Origin of the sequence: Oryzibacter oryziterrae (genome assembly GCF_021864535.1) — a bacterium.
GTDB classification, from domain to species: domain Bacteria; phylum Pseudomonadota; class Alphaproteobacteria; order Rhizobiales; family Pleomorphomonadaceae; genus Pleomorphomonas; species Pleomorphomonas oryziterrae.
Genome location: NZ_JAKJIC010000002.1, coordinates 308,890 through 327,771, shown reverse-complemented (window position 1 = coordinate 327,771; position 18,882 = coordinate 308,890). Strand labels below are relative to the sequence as shown.

The following is an 18,882-nucleotide window of genomic DNA, read 5'->3' as shown; positions in this document are numbered from 1 at the left end:
AGACCCTGCGCATTGATACGCATTTTCTGGTATGGTTCCCGACAGGGATTCCACGAAGGAGCGCACTGCCGTGAACAAACGGATTTTATCCCTGGCCGCGAACCGGCTGGCGATTGCGTTGATCACCCTGGTGATCGTGTCCTTTGCCGTCTTCTTCGCCACCACGCTTCTGCCCGGCGACACAGCCACCATCCTGCTGGGCCAGTCTGCCACGCCCGAAGCGGTGGCGGGTTTGCGCACCGCCATGCATCTCGACGATCCGGCCATCCTGCGCTTCCTGCACTGGCTGATGGGTCTTGCCCAGGGCGATCTCGGCACGTCCTATGCCAACAACATGCCGGTGGCGGCCCTGATCGGCGGACGCTTCGTCAACACCCTGAAGCTCGCGGCCATCACCGCCGCCATCGCCGTGCCGCTGGCCCTGACGCTGGGCATCACCGCTGCCATGTGGCGCGGCAGCGTCTACGACCGCGCCGTGACCATCCTGACCATCGGCATCATCTCCGTGCCCGAATTCATGATCGCCACCTCGGCGGTCCTGATCTTCGCGGTCTATCTCAAATGGCTGCCGGCGCTCTCTTTCACCAATGAAGTCAGCACCTTCTACGACATCCTGCGCGTCTACGCGATGCCGGTGCTGACGCTGACCTTCGTGGTCTCGGCCCAGATGATCCGCATGACACGCGCCGCCGTGGTCGAAACGCTGTCCACTCCCTATGTGGAAATGGCACTGCTCAAAGGCGCCTCGCGGCCGCGCCTCGTCCTGCGCCACGCCCTGCCCAATGCGCTGGGGCCGATCGTCAACGCCGTGGCGCTGTCGCTGTCCTATCTGCTTGGCGGCGTGATCATCGTCGAGACCATCTTCAACTATCCCGGAATCGCCAAGCTGATGGTGGACGCCGTCGCCACCCGCGATCTGCCGCTGATCCAGACCTGCGCGATGATCTTCTGCCTCGGCTATCTGACCCTCATCACGCTCGCCGACATCCTGGCCATCCTGTCCAACCCGAGGCTCAGATGAAACGCCCCCCCGCCAACACCATCGCCGTCCTCGGCACGAAGTTTCGCGGTCGCGTCGGCTATCGCGTCAACCCTGTCGGGCTCATCGGTCTGGCCATCATTGTCGCCTGGACGGTCGTGGCGCTGACCGCGCCGCTGATCATCCCGCATTCGGTCGGTGAAATCGTCGACTTCGACTACTTCGGCCCCATGAGCCGGACACTGTGGCTCGGTTCGGACTATCTCGGCCGCGACATGCTCTCCCGCATCCTGATGGGCGCGCGCTACACCGTCGGCATTTCGCTCGCCGCCGTCGCCATCGCCTGCACCTGCGGCGTCGTGCTCGGCATGACCGCCGCCGTCACGGGCGGCTGGGTCGACACGATACTGAGCCGGCTTCTCGATGCGCTCAACTCCATTCCCTCCAAGCTCTTCGGCCTGGTGGTGGTGGCCGCCGTCGGGTCGTCGATCCCGGTGCTGATCCTGACGCTGTCGGTGATCTACATCCCCGGAGCCTATCGCTTCGCCCGGGCACTGGCGGTCAACGTAAACACCATGGACTTCGTGCTCGTGGCCCGCATTCGCGGCGAGAGCCTGTTCTATCTGATCCGCGCGGAGATCCTGCCCAACATCCTCGGCCCGGTGCTGGCCGATTTCGGCCTGCGCTTCGTGTTCATCGTGCTCCTCCTGTCGGGCCTGTCCTTCCTCGGCCTCGGCGTGCAGCCGCCTTACGCGGACTGGGGCGCGCTGGTGCGCGAAAACATCGGCGGCCTGCCCTATGGCGCACCGGCGGTCATCGTCCCCTCGCTCGCCATCGCCAGCCTGACCATCTCGGTCAATCTCTTCATCGACAACCTGCCGGCCAAGATCCGCGACAAGGAGGAGCACTGATGGCCCCGCTCGTCAGCATCCGCAACCTCCGCGTCGAAGCCACCACCGACGCCGGGCGCAAGCTGCAAATCATCCGCGGCGTCAACCTCGACGTGGCCGAGGGTGAGATCGTGGCCCTGATCGGCGAAAGCGGATCGGGCAAGACCACCATCGCCATGACGCTGCTCGGCCACGCCCGCCCGGGCTGCCGCATCGTCGGCGGTGAGGTTCGGGTGGATGGCGCGGACATGGTGGCGCTCGGCGAACACGAGCGCGCCGCCATCCGTGGCACCAAGGTCGCCTATGTGCCCCAGAGCGCCGCCGCCGCCTTCAACCCGGCCATGACCATCATGGCCCAGGTCATCGAAGTGACGGCCATCCACAAGCTGATGTCCGCCGATGCGGCCCGCGCCAAGGCCATCGAGCTGTTCAAGGCGCTGTCCTTGCCCGAACCCGAGACCATCGGCGACCGCTACCCGCACCAGGTCTCGGGCGGCCAGTTGCAGCGGCTCGCAGCCGCCATGGCGTTGATCGGCAATCCGCGCGTCATCATCTTCGACGAGCCCACCACCGCCCTCGACGTGACCACGCAGGTGGAAGTGCTGCGCGCCTTCAAGGCGGTGACGGCAAGGCACGGCATCGCCGGCGTCTACGTCTCCCATGATCTCGCCGTGGTGGCGCAGATTGCCGACCGCATCGTCGTGCTCCGTCATGGCGAAGTGCAGGAGGTCGGCACGACCGAACAGATCCTGTTCGCCGCCCGCCATCCCTATACGCGCCAGCTGCTGGCCGCCTTCGAGCCCAAGCGGCAGGATCGTGCCGCAGAGGTCGCGGCAGACAGGCCGGTACCGCTCCTGGAAGTGCGCGACCTGACGGCGGGCTATGGCCCGATCAAGCGCGACGGCACGCCTGCGGTGGCGGCGGTGAAATCGGTCAGCCTCAGCGTTGAGCGCGGCAAGAATCTCGGCATCATCGGCGAATCCGGTTGCGGCAAGTCGACACTTGCCCGCGCCATTGCCGGCATCATGCCCGGCTATCTCGGTCAGGTCCGCTTCAATGGCCAGGAGATCGCCGCCACGGCGGCCGAGCGTAGCCGCGAAGACCTCAAGCAGATGCAGATCGTCTTCCAGCATGCCGACACGGCGCTGAACCCGGCCAAATCGGTGGAAGACATTCTCGGCCGGCCGCTCACCTTCTACCACGGCATGGACGGGCGCACGCGCGACAAGCGCATCGATCAGCTGCTCGACATGGTGCATCTGCCGCGCCTGCTGCGCAGCCGACGGCCCGGCGAACTCTCCGGCGGTCAGAAGCAGCGCGTCAACTTCGCCCGCGCCCTCGCCGCCGATCCCAAGCTGATCATCTGCGACGAGATCACCTCGGCCCTCGATACCGTGGTGGCCGCCGCCATCATCGAGCTGTTGCGCGAGTTGCAGCGCGAACTCAGCCTTTCCTATGTGTTCATCAGCCACGATCTGTCGGTCGTCGAGGCGATCTGCGACGAGATCGTCGTCATGTATCGCGGCGAGCGGGTGGAACAGCTGACGCCCGAAACCCTGGCCACGCCGAGCCATGCCTATACGCAGCTGCTGTTTGCCTCGGTTCCCAAGCTCGACCCGCGCTGGCTCGAGTCCCTGCCGGCCTGAGACGGCGTTCCCTGCAGCCCAATCGGCACGGACAGCGGGGCTCCCCTGGAGCCCCGCCCAAACCAGTCGGTATTCGGAACGCACCGCAAGAACGGCAAAGCAACGCCCCGCGCGTGCGGTGCGCTTCTCATCTGTTTCAGGATCTCGAGACCTTCGACGCCGGATCGCGACGCTTGCGCATCAGGCCACCCGCCTTCACATCGGAAACAGGCTGGTCAGCGGAATATGGGAGCGGACGATCGGCGACTTCAGCACCACGAAGCTGAAATACTTGTCGATGCCGATCTCCATGTCGATCAGCCGTTCCATGATGGTCTGATACTCGCCGATGCCGGCGGTGACGAATTTCAGCATATAGTCATAGCCGCCGGAGACGAGGTGGCATTCGATGAGCTGATCGAGCTTTTCGACAGCGGCAAGAAAGCGGGCAAAATCGATCTGCCGATGGTTCTTCAGCGTCACTTCCGTGAAGACCGTCAGCGTCTGCCCGAGCTTCGAGACGTTGATCGTCGCGCTATAGCCCTCGATATAGCCCTCCTGCTGCAGCTTCTTCACGCGCATCAGACAGGGGCTCGGCGAGAGATTGACCAGCTCGGCCAGCTCCACGTTGGTGATGCGGCCGTTTTGCTGCAACTCGTGAAGGATCTTGATGTCGATGCGGTCGAGCTTCATGGCGATCCATCCTGGACGGAGTGAGGGCACGGCATTTTGTTCTGGGGCGCCGCAGCAGGAACTGTAGCATCTCACCGGCAGGCTGCCACGCTTGAGTTTGATTTGCCTTGCAGTACAAAGACACGGTAGCGACGCTTGAAACGGCAGGAAATGCTGTCGGGCCGCGATTTCCGGTGCCGATCGCCCCGCGCCTGCCGCTAGTGTCGGCCAACAGTCGCAGGAGATTGCCATGCCCGCACCGCTCGCACCGCTGACGTCCAGCCCAACCCTGCCCGCCGAAGCGGATGTGGTGATCATCGGCGGCGGCATCATCGGCGTCTTCTCCGCCTATCATCTGGCCAGGCGCGGGCTCAAGGTGGCGCTGGTCGAGAAGGGGCGCATCGGCGCCGAACAGTCGAGCCGCAACTGGGGTTGGTGCCGCCAGCAAAATCGCGACGCGCGCGAGTTGCCGATGGCCACCAGGAGTCTCGCGCTCTGGGACGCCTTCCAGGCCGAGAGCGGCGAGAATGCCGGCTTTTCCCGCACCGGCCTGCTCTATCTCTCCAATGACGAGGCCGAGCTTGCCGGCTGGGCGCGCTGGGGCGAATTTGCCCGCACCGTCGGCGTCACCACCCACATGCTCGATGGCGCCGCCGCCAGCGCGCGCGGACAGGCCACCGGGCGGGCCTGGAAGGGCGGGGTCTTCTCGCCCACCGATGGCATCGCCGATCCTGCGTCGGCAGCTCCTGCCGTCGCCCGCGCCGTCCAGAAGCTCGGCGGCACGGTGCACCAGTCCTGCGCCGCACGCGGACTTGAGCTGTCCGGCGGTCGCGTCTCGGGCGTCGTCACCGAGGCCGGCACCATCCGCACCCGGGTCGCCATTCTCTCGGGCGGCGCCTGGGCATCGTCCTTCTGCCATCAACTCGGCATCCGCCTGCCCATGGCGTCGATCCGCTCGTCCATCCTGTCGGTGTCCGCCGGGGCCGCAGGGCTGCCGGACGCCCTCCACACGGCCGCTGTCTCGACGACGCGGCGCGGTGACGGCGGCTACACGCTGGCCATCTCGGGGCGCGGGCGCGTCGATCCCACGGCGCAGCAGGTCCGCTTTGCTCCGCAGTTCCTGCCCATGTTCCTGCGCCGCTGGCGCAATCTTCTGCCGGGCAACCTCGAAGGGCTGCGCTCCGGCCATGAGAGTCTCAGCCGCTGGAAGCTCGACGCGCCGACGCCCATGGAGCGCGTGCGCATTCTCGATCCGCGCCCCGACAAGGCCACCATCGCCAAGACCCACGCCCGCGCCCTCGAACTCATCCCGGCACTGCGATCAACCGAAGTGACGGCCGCCTGGGCCGGCTATATCGACAGCACCCCGGACGGCGTGCCGGCCATCGGCGAAGTGTCGAGCCTGCCCGGCTTCATCGTCGCCGCCGGCTTCTCCGGCCACGGCTTCGGCATCGGCCCCGGCGCCGGCCACCTGATCGCCGACCTGGTGACGGGCGCGGCACCGATCGTCGATCCCAAGCCGTATCACCCCTCGCGCTTTGACGGGTTCAGGGTCGGAGAGGTATCCGAGTTCTGACCGAAGACCTCGGCATCGTCCTCGACCTGGTAAGCGCCGACGATTGGCGCGGCGCGAGCAAAAGGCGCAGCAGCGCCGCTCACCTTCGAAAAGGGGGCGAGGCGACGCCGCTTACATGGCCGCGACCTTCAGGCTGCCAGGCAAACCTCGCAAGCGCACAACTGCCCAAGCGGCGCTCACGCGCGACCAACACGCCTGCGCGGCAAGCAAATTAATGCTCTCAGAGCGCGCGACCTGGAGACGGCACGGGACCGGGCTTTCAACGAGATCTCCCCCACCGCCAGCAAGAAGGTCGTCGCCTACGCCAGCGCCGCTCTGACGTGGGCCAAGCGATTTTACAAGGACAGTTCCGGTCTTGAAGATGTGATGAGCTGGTGGAGGGAGATCGAGCGAGGTACGAACCGCCCGCGCGCGAGCGGTATCTGACAATCGATCAGATCGCGAGGCTTCTCTATCTCGTCGAAGTACATCGGGTGGCCGACGGCAGGCGCGTGCGGCGAAAGACGTCCGACTCCATCGTTTGTGCCCTCTGGTGGCTGGTGCTGACGGCTCAAAGAACGGGCGCGTCAATGCAGCTGAAGACAACGCATCTCGTTCCAGATCGAGACGCGCCGGGATGGTGGATCGCAGTCTTTCCGGCAGAGAACATGAAAAGTCGTCGCTATCACGCGCTACCGATTCCTCCGCGCGTCGCGCTGCTTTTCCAGCGGCTCAAGGAGACGAGCGACAGATCGTCAATTTGGGCCTTTCCTTCGGGACGAGCGATCTCGCGCAAGACCGGTGAGGCGGCAGATCTGCATGTCTCAGACAATGCCGTAGGACAGATGATCGCGCGTCTCAGAGGGACCCGCACCCAGGACAAATCAAAAGAAAAAGCCGCGCCTGCACAGCTCAAAAAGCCGCCGACCCGCGACCTGCTGGCGGGCCTTCCGGTGTTTTCCCCGCATGACCTGCGCCGTAGCCTCGCCACCATCCTGACCGACCTGAAGGTCCGCGGGGACGCAACCTCCGCAATCCTCGACCATGTCGAGCCCGTGCCCGGCGCGAAGAGTTTCGCTGAGGCCCCGGTCACACGGATGGTCTACGATCAATCCCAAAAACTGGCGCTGAAACGGGAAGCGATGCAGGTCTGGACGGACACGATCTTCGAAGCCTGTGACAAGGCCTGGAGACGCCCCTCCGGGCTGCCGCCAGTCAACGCCCTGCCGGGCATGATCTACGCGCATAAGCCCTGGTATCAGGTGCTTGAGGAGACGAGTAAGCGAGTGGCGACGCAGAAGAAGGGAAGAGGCATCGACCTCAAGCGGTATGCTGTGGAGCCACCCGAAGATGGGTGGGAGGAGTGAGCTCATGGGGTATTGAGCCGCGTTTGGAACTTGAGTTCCAAAGATGCCATGGTGCCTGCCACCTGGACTGGCCATCCTTATCCAGGAGGCCAATCCTCATGAGCACGAGGATTTCGATCAAGAAGCACTGGAAACGCACAAAATCCGCACGATCGAAAGGATTGGTTGCCAAAGGCATCTACACGACGTAAAATCCTCGCACTCATGAGGATCTCCCGATGAAGATACCCATCGAAAACGCAGCCGTCATCGGCAAGGTGGTCCGCGCCAGCCGCAAGGCACAAAAGATTCGCCAGGACGATGCCGCCGGCAGCATTGGCGTCAGCGAGAATTTCCTGGGCAAGATCGAACGCGGCGGCGAAACCGTGCAATGGGGCAAGCTTTTTCAAGTGCTTGAAGGACTTGGCATCCGGGTCATGGTGGATGTGCCCGAGAGCGTGGCCACCTATTTGGGTAGCAATGTGGACGCACGGGCACTCCTCGAAAAATCAACACGTGACTCGCATTGATCAAAAGTGCCAATGACTTTGAAAATAGTTTCGACTGCTCGGCGGTCGATATATTGGTGTACTGCGTTGAAGTCATGCCCTTATCAAGGTGAGTATTCTTTGCTACCGCCAAATCTTGGCGCTTCTCGGGAAGAGCGTCTCCTTTTCCACAAAGACCGAAAGCAATTGTTGTCGTTGGCTCAATATGTTGTAGACCCGAGCTCGAATCCAACCTAATTTCGCCTGTAATGAAAGAGAGTCGCACGCGCTGCGCGAGGTTTTGGCTCTTTCTGTCTGAAGTTTGAGTGTGGTGATTTGACCTGGGGGAAGTCGTGGTTGACGCGTTTTTTGAACGTCCGATTTTGAACTCGCCCTATGGTTATCCGGGAAAACATTGGGAGCTCGACGAAGACGGACAGCCAACGAATGTCATCGTCCAATCTCGCCGCCGTTCCTCTCTGGTAACCCCGGTTCCGAAACCTAAAAAGCGGCGCCAAAACACCAAGCAAGGCAACCTCTTGCTTGGTGATGCTGATGACGTCAGCACCGAAGAACAGGAATACAATCCTACTCCGATCATCAACGATGTCCGATCGGAAGTGGACAGTTGGCGCAAACTCCCCAACGCCGACCAATGGTTGGTTACGCCGGAGACGGCGCGTCTGCTGAAGCATTGGCGGCATCATAATTTTCAGGGCATCAAACCCTTCTTCTGTCAGATCGAAGCGGTTGAGACAGCAATTTGGCTCGCCGAGGTGGCACCCAAACTCGGCAAGAGGACGGAGCGATTCAGGGCGTGGCTCGAAGGAGCCAACGCCGCGTCCAACCCTGGCCTGATGCGAATAGCGTTGAAATTGGCGACCGGCGCGGGCAAAACGACGGTTATGGCGATGCTGATCGCGTGGCAGACGATAAATGCGGTTCGCCATCCGAACTCGAAGCTCTTCTCTCGTGGCTTTTTGATTGTCGCTCCCGGCATTACCATCCGGGATCGGCTTCGGGTTCTGCTGCCGAACGATCCTGACAGCTACTACCGAACCCGTGAGATGGTGCCGCCAGATATGCTGGCGGACATCGACAGGGCAAAGATCGTCATCACAAATTACCATGCCTTCAAGCTGCGCGAGCGCATCGAAATCGCAAAGGGTACTCGCAGCGCATTGGAAGGATGGCGAGGTGAAACGCTCCAGACACTGGAAAGCGAGGGGCAAATGCTCCAGCGTGTCATGGGTGATCTTCTCGGCCTCAAAAACATTACCGTCCTGAACGACGAGGCCCACCATTGCTATCGTGCAAAGGTCAAGGATGCCGACGGTGAGACAGAAGACGATCTCTCGGGCGAGGAGAAGGATGAGGCAAAGGAGAATAACGAGGCCGCTCGCCTTTGGATATCTGGCCTTGAAGCCGTGGGCCGGCAGCTGGGGATCAGCCACGTTTATGATCTGTCCGCAACGCCATTTTTCCTGCGTGGTTCGGGCTATCGCGAGGGAACACTTTTTGGATGGACGATGAGTGACTTCTCACTCATGGACGCCATCGAATGTGGCATCGTGAAGCTGCCGCGCGTGCCGGTCGCAGACAACGTGCCCGGCGGCGAAACGCCAAAGTTTCGCAATCTTTGGGATGAGTTGAAAAAGGGACCACGCCAGCTTCCCAAAAAAGGGCGTGCGTCGGGCAAGACGCTTGATCCTCTTGACCTGCCGACGTTGCTGGTCTCGGCGATCGATGCCCTCTATGGCCATTACCAGAAGACCTTTGATGCCTGGAAAGCGGAGGAAATCACCGTTCCCCCGGTGTTTATCGTCGTGTGCAATAACACCGCGACCTCGGAGTTGGTCTACAAGTATCTGTCCGGCTTCACCCGTATCGACGCCAGTGGCAAGGAGCAGTTTTTCAACGGCCACCAGCCGTTGTTTCAAAACTACGACGAGTATGGCAATCGTCTTGCACGCCCGAACACCATTCTCGTTGATAGCGCTCAGCTAGAAAGTGGTGAAGCGCTCGACAAGGATTTCAAGGCTGCCGCCGCAGACGAGGTCGAGCAGTTGAAGCGAGACATCCTGGAGCGAGGCGGCGCTGCGGCGGAGGCTCTGCGTAACGGCGGCGATCTTGATGAGGCAGCGCTCTTGCGCGAGGTCCTCAACACCGTCGGCAAGCGTGGCAAGCTTGGCGAACAGGTGCGCTGCGTTGTCTCCGTTTCTATGCTCACGGAGGGCTGGGACGCCAACACGGTCACCCATGTTCTCGGCGTCCGTGCGTTTGGGACGCAGTTGCTGTGCGAACAAGTGGTCGGCCGCGGGCTCCGGCGCCAGTCTTATGACCTGAACGAGGAAGGGCTCTTCAACGTGGAATATGCCGACGTGCTCGGCATTCCCTTTGATTTCACGGGCAAGCCCGTCGTCGTAGGGCCCGTGAAACCGCGAGAAACCGTTAGGGTCCACGCCGTACGGCCTGAACGGGATGCGCTTGAGATCGTCTTTCCGAGGGTCGAAGGCTATCGTGTCGAATTACCACAGGAAAGACTAGAAGCGCAGTTTGGCCCGGATCACGTTCTCAACCTGACGCCTGAGTTGGTTGGACCGTCAATAACCAAGAACCAGGGCATCATCGGCGAAGGCGTCGATCTGACAGTTGCCTATCTTGATCAGGTTCGCCAATCACAGATCATTTATGAGCTCACGCGGCATCTGCTCTACAACAAGTTTCGCGATCCCGGTGAAGAGCCCAAGCTGCATCTTTTCGGGCAGCTCAAGCGGATCACGCGAGCTTGGCTCGATGGCGGCTTCCTGAAGTGCTCAGGCGGTACTCACCCCGCCCAAGTGATCTACAATGAGATCGCCGACATGGCAGCCGAGCGGATCAAGGCGGCCATCACTGAGACGCTGGCGGGAGACCGCCCGGTCAAGGCGATCCTCGATTCCTACAACCCGACGGGCTCCACCCGCTTTGTCAACTTCACCACATCGAAGGAAACACGGTGGGACACCAAGGGGCCACCGCCCAAATGCCACGTCAACTGGGTGATGTGTGACAGCGACTGGGAGGCGGAGTTCTGCCGCGTTGCCGAGACGCATCCGAAGGTCCACTCCTACGTCAAGAACCACAATCTGGGGCTGGAGGTACCGTACCTCATAGGTTCCATGGCGCGGCGCTATCTGCCTGACTTCATAGTCCAGATCGACGACGGGTGCGACGACCCGCTCAATCTGATCGTCGAGATCAAGGGCTTTCGCGGCGAGGATGCCAAGGAGAAGGCCAACACGATGAAGGCCTATTGGGTGCCGGGCGTGAATAACCTCGGCAAGTTTGGCCGCTGGGCTTTTGCCGAGTTCACTGACGTGTTTGAGATACAGACAGCGTTCGGCAGGCTGGTCGATAGCTTTGCTGGCGCGACCAAGGTGGTGTGAGGAACCGATGCCGCGCATGAACTTCAAGACCAACCCGGTTCACTTGCATGAACTACTACGCGACTGTGGCGCGGGCAAGATACAGTTGCCGGACTTTCAGCGCAGCTGGGTCTGGGACGAAGAAAGGATCAAGAGCCTAATTGCCTCGGTCTCCCAAGCGTTCCCCGTTGGGGCGTTGATGACGCTTGAGATGAAGCCCGGCGTCGCCGATACCTTCGCTCGCCGCCCTGTGCAGGGTGCAAAACCGGGCACCGAAGCCGTTCAACCCGACCAACTTCTGCTCGACGGGCAGCAGCGGATGACTTCGCTGTATCAGACCTGCGTCCGCAACGAGGTCGTCACGACCATCACGCCTCGTCAGAAGCTAGTGAAGCGCTGGTTCTACATTGACATCTTGAAGGCGCTGGCGCCGGACGCCGACCGCGAGGATGCCATTGTCGGCATTCCCGAGGACAAGCGGATCAAGACGAATTTCGACAAGTCCGTTGAGATGGACCTCTCCACGCCTGAGCTTGAATACCAAAACCTGATGTTCCCGCTCATCCACGTCTTCGACTGGGATGCCTGGCAGGACGGATACGACACCTTCTGGCTTGGAGCATTCGGTGGGGACATGAATGTCTACAAGGAGCACAAGGCGACATTCACTCGCTTCAAGAACGAAGTGCTGGAGAACTTCAAGAGCTATCAGGTGCCGGTCATCGCGCTCGGAGCCGACACGTCGCACGAGGCGGTGTGTCTCGTGTTCGAAAAGGTCAACACAGGGGGCAAGGCGCTGGACGCTTTCGAGTTGGTGACCGCAATGTACGCGGCCCGTGGACATCGGCTGCGCGACGACTGGTTCGGTGCCGACGGTCAGACCGGCCTCCAGACCCGCCTTGCCACGTTCGGTCGCGCCGCCGACCAGAAGTTCGGTGTCCTCGAAAAGATCCAGCCGACGGAAGTGCTGCAAGCCATCGCGCTCCTCCACACAAAGGCAGTGCGGGAGCAAGCCATCGCAGATGGCGTGAAGGATAACGATCTTCCAGCCGTCCGCTCGGGGCGGCAGTCGCTGCTTGATCTCCCGCTGGAGGGATACAAGCGCTGGCGCGATGCGGTCGAGGTTGGCTTCAAGGCGGCGGCGAAGTTCCTGCGGCAGCAAGGCATCTACCGCGTCTTTGACCTGCCCTATCAGAGCCAACTTGTGCCGCTTGCCGCCATCTTCGCGGCCATAGGCGACCGCGCCGAACACGCAGCGGTGCAGGACAAGCTCGCCCGCTGGTACTGGTGCGGCATCTTCGGCGAACTCTATGGCTCGGCGACCGATTCCCGCTTCGCCAAGGACGTCGTTGAGGTCCCTGCCTGGATCGATGGCGGCGCCGAGCCGACGACCGTCAAGGACGGACGCTTCCGCCCCGATCGGTTGCGCACCATGTACAGCCGCCTGTCTGCCGCCTACAAGGGCGTCAACGCGCTGCTGCTGCGGCAAGGCGCCAGGGATTTCCGCACAGGGCAACCCTATGACGCAACGCTGTTCTTCGACGAGAGCGTCGACATCCACCACGTCTTTCCGGACAAGTGGTGCTCCGACGCCAAGATCCCCGCGTCGATCTACGACAGCATCATCAACAAGACGCCGATCGCCTACCGCACCAATCGCAAGATCGGCGGCGTTGCACCATCTGCATATCTCGACCGGCTGGAGCGCGGCATCGGCGACGATCCGCCGCTCGCACGCGACCGGCTTGACCAGCACGTGGTCAGCCACTGCATCGACGCGGTGCTGCTGCGCTCCGACAGCTTTGATGCCTTCCTCGCCGATCGGGAGAAGCGGCTTCTTGCACTGATCGCCGCCGCGACCGGCCACGAGATCCTCGTCGCTCCCTCCGAAGAGCCTCAAACCGACCTGCCCGAAGACATCGCCCGCGATGCAGGCCTCGCCGCCGCCGAATAAGACGCTCAAGGATAGACGTGATGGCCAGGAAGCCGATTGAAGTGGACGCGTTGAAGCACGGCGACACGCGCAAGAATATTCCGACCGCCGAGTTCGAGAGCGTCATGGACCCGAGGGACAAGACGCCGATCGAGATCGCCTATGAGCGGCGCAATCGCGATCTCGATCCGCAGCTCGTCTGGCGCGGCAAGGACATGACCGATTGGTCCGATCTCATCGTCCAGGCGCCTCCGCTCTACATCCAGGAGAAGGTGCACCCGAAGGTCATCATCGACGATCTGAAGCGCGAGACGGCGGAGCGGCGGCGCGAGGCGGCACCGCCGAAGGCCGACCTCTTTGGCGACTTCAACGGCCTGCCGGACATGGAGGCGAAGACCGAGTTCTACCAGCACGACCAGCACTGGTCGAACCGCATGATCGCGGGCGACAGCCTCTCCGTCATGGCCAGCCTTGCCGAGCGCGAAGGCTTGCGCGGCAAGGTGCAGTGCATCTATTTCGACCCGCCCTATGGCATCAAGTTCAACAGCAATTTCCAGTGGAGCACCACGTCGCGAGACGTGAAGGACGGGGCGAAGGACCATTTCTCCCGGGAGCCCGAACAGGTCCGCGCCTTCCGCGACACCTGGAAGGACGGTATCCACTCCTATCTCGGCTATCTGCGCGACCGGCTCACCGTGGCGCGGGAACTTCTCACCGAAAGCGGCAGCATCTTCGTCCAGATCGGCGACGAGAACGTGCATCGCGTCCGGGCGGTGATGGATGAGGTGTTCGGGGATGAGAATGCCTGCGCTCAGATAACGGTCGTCAAGACTGCCAGCCAAACGTCTGAGCTTATCGCGGGAACATCCGACTACATTCTTTGGTATGCTAAATCAAAGAGCAACGTAAAATTCCGAGTTCCTTTGAACGAGAAAAGTCTGGAGACGGACAAGTCCGGTGTCTATCGATGGATCCGCGGTGCCGATGGCCAGATCCGGCCTCTGATGGATCAGAACATCAGTGCCGGGACGACAGAAGGTGTCTATCGCTATGACAATTTGACCTCTCAGAGGCCTCCTGGAAGTTTTCCCGTCAAAGTCGAAGGCCGCCTCTTTGGATCAGGCAAGGGGTACTGGAAGACCGGGGAGATTGGGATGCAGCGCCTGCAACGCTCATCTAGGGTGGGAACCGCCCGAAACAGCCTGACATACATTCGATTCATTGATGATTTTAAGGCCCAGGCAATCGGAAACAACTGGTCAGATACCGGTACAGGAAGCTTCACAGACGAGAAAATCTATGTGGTCCAGAGTGGAACTAAAGCTGTTCAGCGCTGCGTATTAATGACTTCGGATCCTGGTGACCTAGTTCTAGATCCGACTTGCGGGTCGGGAACCACGGCATATGTGGCTGAACAGTGGGGCAGACGATGGATCACCATCGACACGTCGCGCGTCGCCGTCGCGCTTGCCCGCTCACGGCTTATGGGCGCCCGGTATCCGTTCTATCTACTTGCCGACAGCCCCGACGGTCTGCGTAAGGAGGCCGAAATCACACGGACCGTGCCACGCACCACGCCAACGCACGGCAATATCCGTCTAGGCTTCGTCTACGAGCGTGTCCCGCACATCATGCTCAAGGACATCGCCAACAACACCGAGATCGACACGATCTGGGACAAGTGGATGCCCGCGGTCGAGGCGGCGCTTGTCCAGCTCAATGCCGCCCTGAAGGGCCACGCCACACCGTTCAAGGTCACGACCGGCGGACGCGACGGCAAGCTCGTCGACTTCCGCAAACCCGGCGCGATGAAGCTGCCCTCCGGCGAGGACGCGCCGACCGACGCGCTGCTCGACTGGGAAGTGCCGCGCGAGCCGCCGAAGGACTGGCCCGAGGCGGCATCGGGGCCGCTCGCCCGCTTCTGGGCGGCGCGCATCGGCCGCCAGAAGGAGATCGACGCCTCGATCGCCGCCAAGGCCGAGTTCGAGTACCTCTACGACAAGCCCTATGTCGACACGTCGAAAGTCCGCGTCGCCGGGCCGTTCACGGTGGAGAGCCTCAGCCCGCACCGGACTTTGGCCGTCGACTGGGACGACGAGCTGATCGACATCCTGGAAGCCTCAGAAGGCAAGCGGAAGCGGCCTGAGGGTATCGGTCGCGACGACGCCGTGACCGAATTCGCCCACATGATCCTCGAAAACCTGCGCACGGCGGGCGTGCAGCAAGCACACAAGGAAGATCGCATCACCTTCACCAGCCTCATCGGCTGGCCGGGCGACTTCATCTGCGCCGAGGCGCGGTTCATGGAGGGCGAGCGCGAGCGTCGCGCCGGCGTCTTCATCGGCCCGGAGTTCGGCACAGTGTCGCGCCCAGATCTCGTCGCCGCCGCCCGCGAGGCGGGAGATGCCGGGTTCGACATCCTCATCGCCTGCGCCTTCAATTACGATGCCCATTCCGCCGAGTTCGACAAGCTCGGCCGTGTGCCGGTCTTGAAGGCGCGCATGAATCCCGACCTGCACATGGCCAAGGACCTGAAGGCGACCGGCGCGGGCAACCTCTTCGTCGTTTTCGGCGAGCCGGACGTGGTGATCACCGATGTCGGCGGCGGTGAGATCACCGTGAAGGTGTCGGGCGTCGACGTGTTCAAGCCACAGACCGGCGAGGTGGTGTCGGAGGGGACCGACGGCATCGCCTTATGGATGCTCGACACCGATTACAACGAGGAGAGCTTCTTCGTCCGCCACGCCTATTTCCTCGGCGCCAACGACCCGTACAAAGCTCTGAAGACAACATTGAAATCAGAGATTGACGAAGAGGCCTGGAGCAGCCTTTACTCAGACACCTCCCGCCCCTTCCCCAAGCCAAAGTCCGGCCGGATCGCGGTGAAGGTCATCAACCATCTCGGCGACGAGGTGATGAAGGTATTTGCGGTGGGGTGAAAAGGCATAGAACGATCACCAGAGGAGCGGGCACATGAGCGCAGATGCGGTTGGAATTATCTGGCTGCCAGCCGGAATGAACACTCCAGATATCGGCAGCAAGAAACTGATCGATGTCACTGATGGTGATACGCCAACGATTCAAATGCCGATCCGAATGCTATCGGTCGACACGCCTGAGGTGACCGCAAGATCCGAGGAGCGGGCACGCACCATTGATGCCAACTTCTTGCAGCTTGCTGGCTGGATCGAAGAAGGCAAGGCGCCGGTGTCAGCCCGATTTGCCGAGTACATTCTGCCAAAGTTGAAGACTGGCTGTGCTGGCACACTACAATATACCTCAGGCAAAAGTGCGAGTGCATGGTTCAAGGCAAGCGTGGAAGCGCGTCTCACAAGGCCCGACGGTTCCAAACGGAGCGTTTTCGTAAGGGTGTCAGAAGCTCCCTTCGATAATTACGGGCGATTGCTGGCCTATGTCGCGCCACAGTTCGATAAGGCAGAGTTGGCAAGCATGTCGAGAGCTGATCGCGCTACCTTTAACCTAGGATTGGTTGAGTCCGGCTGGGCAGCCTCGTTCGTTCTGTATCCCAACATTCCCGGCGAGCTTGATCTACCCCTGTTTATTGAACGAGCATGGCAAGCTTATTCAACGAATGCCGGCCAATGGAGCAACCCGATGGGCTTGCCCGGCTACGAGTATCGGATGTGCGAGAAGCTGCATGAGATTGCATCGAAGCTGCAGCAAGGAGAAAAGCTATCGGCGACGGACAGGCACGCATGGCGGAGCAGGTATTGCGCAGATATGCGGAGCCGACTTCTTTATGGTCAGGAAGACTATATGGCGATCCCCCCTCCATACAGGCTTTGGATCTGGCCGCAAAACGTTGTTGAGGCGGTTTCGAAACTCAATTTAGTCCCTTCTAGCACGCTAGTATCTTTGACATGAACTTCCTGATCGCAGACACTTTCACCTCCTCGCTGGGTAAACTGACTGCGCAAGAGCAGAAGGCGGTGAAGACAACCGCCTTCGATCTTCAGATGGACCCGTCGGCACCGGGATTGTCCATGCACCGGCTGGACAATGGCAAGGATCCGAATTTCTGGTCGGTGCGGGTCAGCGCTGATCTCAGGCTCATCCTGCACAAGACCGGTGACAGCGTCCTGCTCGCCTATGCCAATCACCACGACGACGCCTATCGCTGGGCGGAACGGCGGCGGCTGGAGCGGCATCCCGACACCGGCGCCATGCAGCTTGTGGAAGTTCGAGAGAGGATCGAGGTTGCCGAAACGCCTCGCTCCGGCAGCGTTGACGCCAATCCGCCGCAGGGCGTGCGCCTGTTCGACAACCTGCGCAAGTTCGAGCTTATGGGCTTTGGCGTCCCCGCCGATTGGGTAGACGCCGTGCGAGAGGCAACCGAAGAGACACTGTTCGACGTGATCACCCACCTGCCGCAGGAGGCGCAGGAGACGTTGCTGAAGCTGGCTGTCGGCGAGAAGCCAGAGGTGATCGGTCCGAGTGCGCCGCCGCAAGACGGGTATGCACACCCGGATGCGCAGCGACGCTTCCATCTCATCACCAGCCAGGAGGAGCTGGCGCGCGCCCTGGAATTTCCTTGGGAAAAGTGGACGGTCTTTCTGCATCCAACGCAGCGGGCACTGGTGGAGCGGGACTACAAGGGGCCAGCTCGGGTTTCCGGTTCAGCGGGGACTGGCAAGACCATTGTGGCTTTGCATCGCGCCGTGTATCTTGCCCGGGCATATGGTGACACGTCGGTCTTGCTGACCACCTTTTCCAAGGCGCTGGCCAACGCTCTGAAGGCACGGCTTGACGTTCTCACCGCTTTCGAGCCCGATCTCGCCCGGAGGATCAAGGTTCAGTCCTTGACCGGCTTCGCCTATGACCTGCACACGCAGCTCTTCGGCCAGCCAAACATCGCGCCGCAAGCGGTGATCAGGTCGCTGCTGGTCAAGGCGGCGGCGGGCGAAGGATTGGCTCATTCGGCCTCGTTTCTGATCAATGAATGGACCGACGTCGCTGACGCCTGGCAGATCCGGACGCTCGACGCCTACCTCACCGTGCCGCGCCTCGGACGGAAAACAAGGCTTGGTGCCAAGCAGCGCGAGGCGCTTTGGGCTGTGCTTGCAAGATGCCGCGAAGGCTTGGCCACGCGTGGTTTGACGACCTGGGCCGACGTGTTCGAAAGGCTGACTGAGCACATGAGCGTCTCCGGCTTGTCGCCCGTCGAGTTCGCCGTTGTCGACGAAGCGCAGGACCTTGGCCCCGCTGAGGCCAGGTTTCTAGCCACACTTGCCCGAAGCCGCCCGGAAGGCCTCTTCTTCGCTGGAGACCTCGGTCAGCGGATCTTTCAACAGCCCTTCTCTTGGAAAGCTGCGGGAGTCGATGTGCGCGGGCGCTCCTCAACGTTGCGTCTCAATTATCGGACGTCACAGCAGATCCGTACGGCGGCTGATCGCCTCCTGCCAGCGTCGATCACCGACGTGGACGGACTTGGCGACGAACGCAAGGGCACGGTTTCCGTGTTCGCTGGTCCGGAGCCGGTCGTTGCAACGTTCCCGAGTGCGGAAGCCGAAATAGCCGCGGTCGCCGGTTGGGTGCAGGGGCTCATCGGTGAGGGGTATTTGCCGCAAGAAATCGCACTGATTGTCCGTTCCGACCAGCAGCTTCATCGTGCCCGTTCAGTCGCAAAGGCCATTGGTGTCAGCGCCACTGAGTTGTCTGACAAAGTGAGCTACGAGCCCGACACCATCGCCCTTGGCATCATGCACTACGCCAAGGGGCTTGAGTTTCGTGCCGTGGCGGTGCTGGCGTGCGACGATGAAGTCCTTCCGCTCCAGGACCGCATTGAGACCGTCACCGACGAGGCGGATCTGGAAGAAGTCTATACGACAGAACGGCATCTGCTGTACGTGGCCGCGACCAGGGCAAGGGAACGGCTATTTGTCTCCGGTGTGAACCCTGCATCCGAGTTTCTCGCGGACCTCCTCTGACAAGGCGAATCACAAAGCGTCTCCCATTATGTTTGGGCT

The 18,882-nt window shown here is 61.6% G+C and carries 12 protein-coding genes; 11 read left to right on the top strand and 1 reads right to left on the bottom strand.

Annotated elements, in window-relative coordinates; translation table 11 throughout:
• Positions 1-70: 70 nt before the first annotated feature.
• From L2I41_RS03870 to L2I41_RS03860, 3 genes are read left to right on the top strand one after another with little or no spacing between them, the layout of a single operon-like run.
• A complete protein-coding gene (locus tag L2I41_RS03870; protein WP_237152195.1) occupies positions 71-1,021 on the top strand; it encodes an ABC transporter permease in 951 nt (316 codons plus the stop codon).
• Entirely contained in the window at positions 1,018-1,890 is an 873-nt protein-coding gene (locus L2I41_RS03865; RefSeq protein WP_237152194.1) for an ABC transporter permease, read from the top strand. The genes L2I41_RS03870 and L2I41_RS03865 overlap by 4 nt, the downstream gene beginning before the upstream one ends.
• Positions 1,890-3,515: an ABC transporter ATP-binding protein gene (locus L2I41_RS03860; RefSeq protein ID WP_237152193.1), complete on the top strand. Its 1,626-nt coding sequence runs from the start codon at positions 1,890-1,892 to the stop codon at positions 3,513-3,515. Before L2I41_RS03865 ends, L2I41_RS03860 begins: the two co-directional genes overlap by 1 nt.
• 195 nt (positions 3,516-3,710) lie before the next feature.
• Here the strand turns inward: L2I41_RS03860 and L2I41_RS03855 are convergent, their stop codons facing one another.
• Positions 3,711-4,187, bottom strand: a complete 477-nt coding sequence (locus L2I41_RS03855; RefSeq protein WP_237152192.1) for an Lrp/AsnC family transcriptional regulator — start codon at positions 4,185-4,187, stop codon at positions 3,711-3,713.
• A 229-nt stretch (positions 4,188-4,416) separates the two neighbouring features.
• Between L2I41_RS03855 and L2I41_RS03850 the strand changes: the two genes are divergently transcribed.
• The 8 genes from L2I41_RS03850 (at position 4,417) to L2I41_RS03815 (ending at position 18,843) form a co-directional block, all read left to right on the top strand.
• Positions 4,417-5,742 carry an NAD(P)/FAD-dependent oxidoreductase gene (locus tag L2I41_RS03850; RefSeq protein ID WP_237152191.1) on the top strand — a complete coding sequence of 442 codons (1,326 nt, stop codon included), beginning with the start codon at positions 4,417-4,419 and terminating at the stop codon, positions 5,740-5,742.
• A 569-nt stretch (positions 5,743-6,311) separates the two neighbouring features.
• Entirely contained in the window at positions 6,312-7,088 is a 777-nt protein-coding gene (locus tag L2I41_RS03845) for a site-specific integrase (RefSeq protein ID WP_237152190.1), read from the top strand.
• A gap of 218 nt (positions 7,089-7,306) precedes the next feature.
• Entirely contained in the window at positions 7,307-7,597 is a 291-nt protein-coding gene (locus tag L2I41_RS03840; RefSeq protein WP_237152189.1) for a helix-turn-helix domain-containing protein, read from the top strand.
• 311 nt (positions 7,598-7,908) lie between these two features.
• On the top strand, positions 7,909-10,983 hold the full coding sequence (locus tag L2I41_RS03835; RefSeq protein WP_237152188.1) for a BPTD_3080 family restriction endonuclease: 3,075 nt from the start codon (positions 7,909-7,911) through the stop codon (positions 10,981-10,983).
• A 7-nt stretch (positions 10,984-10,990) separates the two neighbouring features.
• Positions 10,991-12,916: a DUF262 domain-containing protein gene (locus tag L2I41_RS03830; protein WP_237152187.1), complete on the top strand. Its 1,926-nt coding sequence runs from the start codon at positions 10,991-10,993 to the stop codon at positions 12,914-12,916.
• Between the two features lie 20 nt (positions 12,917-12,936).
• Positions 12,937-15,834, top strand: coding sequence for a site-specific DNA-methyltransferase (locus L2I41_RS03825; protein ID WP_237152186.1), 2,898 nt, complete (start codon positions 12,937-12,939; stop codon positions 15,832-15,834).
• Between the two features lie 34 nt (positions 15,835-15,868).
• Positions 15,869-16,780, top strand: a complete 912-nt coding sequence (locus tag L2I41_RS03820) for a thermonuclease family protein (protein WP_237152185.1) — start codon at positions 15,869-15,871, stop codon at positions 16,778-16,780.
• Positions 16,777-18,843, top strand: coding sequence for a 3'-5' exonuclease (locus L2I41_RS03815; protein ID WP_237152184.1), 2,067 nt, complete (start codon positions 16,777-16,779; stop codon positions 18,841-18,843). The genes L2I41_RS03820 and L2I41_RS03815 overlap by 4 nt, the downstream gene beginning before the upstream one ends.
• Positions 18,844-18,882 lie beyond the last annotated feature (39 nt).

Coding starts and splice junctions, on each gene's coding strand:
- L2I41_RS03865 (WP_237152194.1), top strand. CDS start 1,018: ATGAAACGCCCCCCCGCCAACACCATCGCCGTCCTCGGCACGAAGTTT.
- L2I41_RS03860 (WP_237152193.1), top strand. CDS start 1,890: ATGGCCCCGCTCGTCAGCATCCGCAACCTCCGCGTCGAAGCCACCACC.
- L2I41_RS03855 (WP_237152192.1), bottom strand. CDS start 4,187: ATGAAGCTCGACCGCATCGACATCAAGATCCTTCACGAGTTGCAGCAA.
- L2I41_RS03850 (WP_237152191.1), top strand. CDS start 4,417: ATGCCCGCACCGCTCGCACCGCTGACGTCCAGCCCAACCCTGCCCGCC.
- L2I41_RS03845 (WP_237152190.1), top strand. CDS start 6,312: ATGCAGCTGAAGACAACGCATCTCGTTCCAGATCGAGACGCGCCGGGA.
- L2I41_RS03840 (WP_237152189.1), top strand. CDS start 7,307: ATGAAGATACCCATCGAAAACGCAGCCGTCATCGGCAAGGTGGTCCGC.
- L2I41_RS03830 (WP_237152187.1), top strand. CDS start 10,991: ATGCCGCGCATGAACTTCAAGACCAACCCGGTTCACTTGCATGAACTA.
- L2I41_RS03825 (WP_237152186.1), top strand. CDS start 12,937: ATGGCCAGGAAGCCGATTGAAGTGGACGCGTTGAAGCACGGCGACACG.
- L2I41_RS03820 (WP_237152185.1), top strand. CDS start 15,869: ATGAGCGCAGATGCGGTTGGAATTATCTGGCTGCCAGCCGGAATGAAC.
- L2I41_RS03815 (WP_237152184.1), top strand. CDS start 16,777: ATGAACTTCCTGATCGCAGACACTTTCACCTCCTCGCTGGGTAAACTG.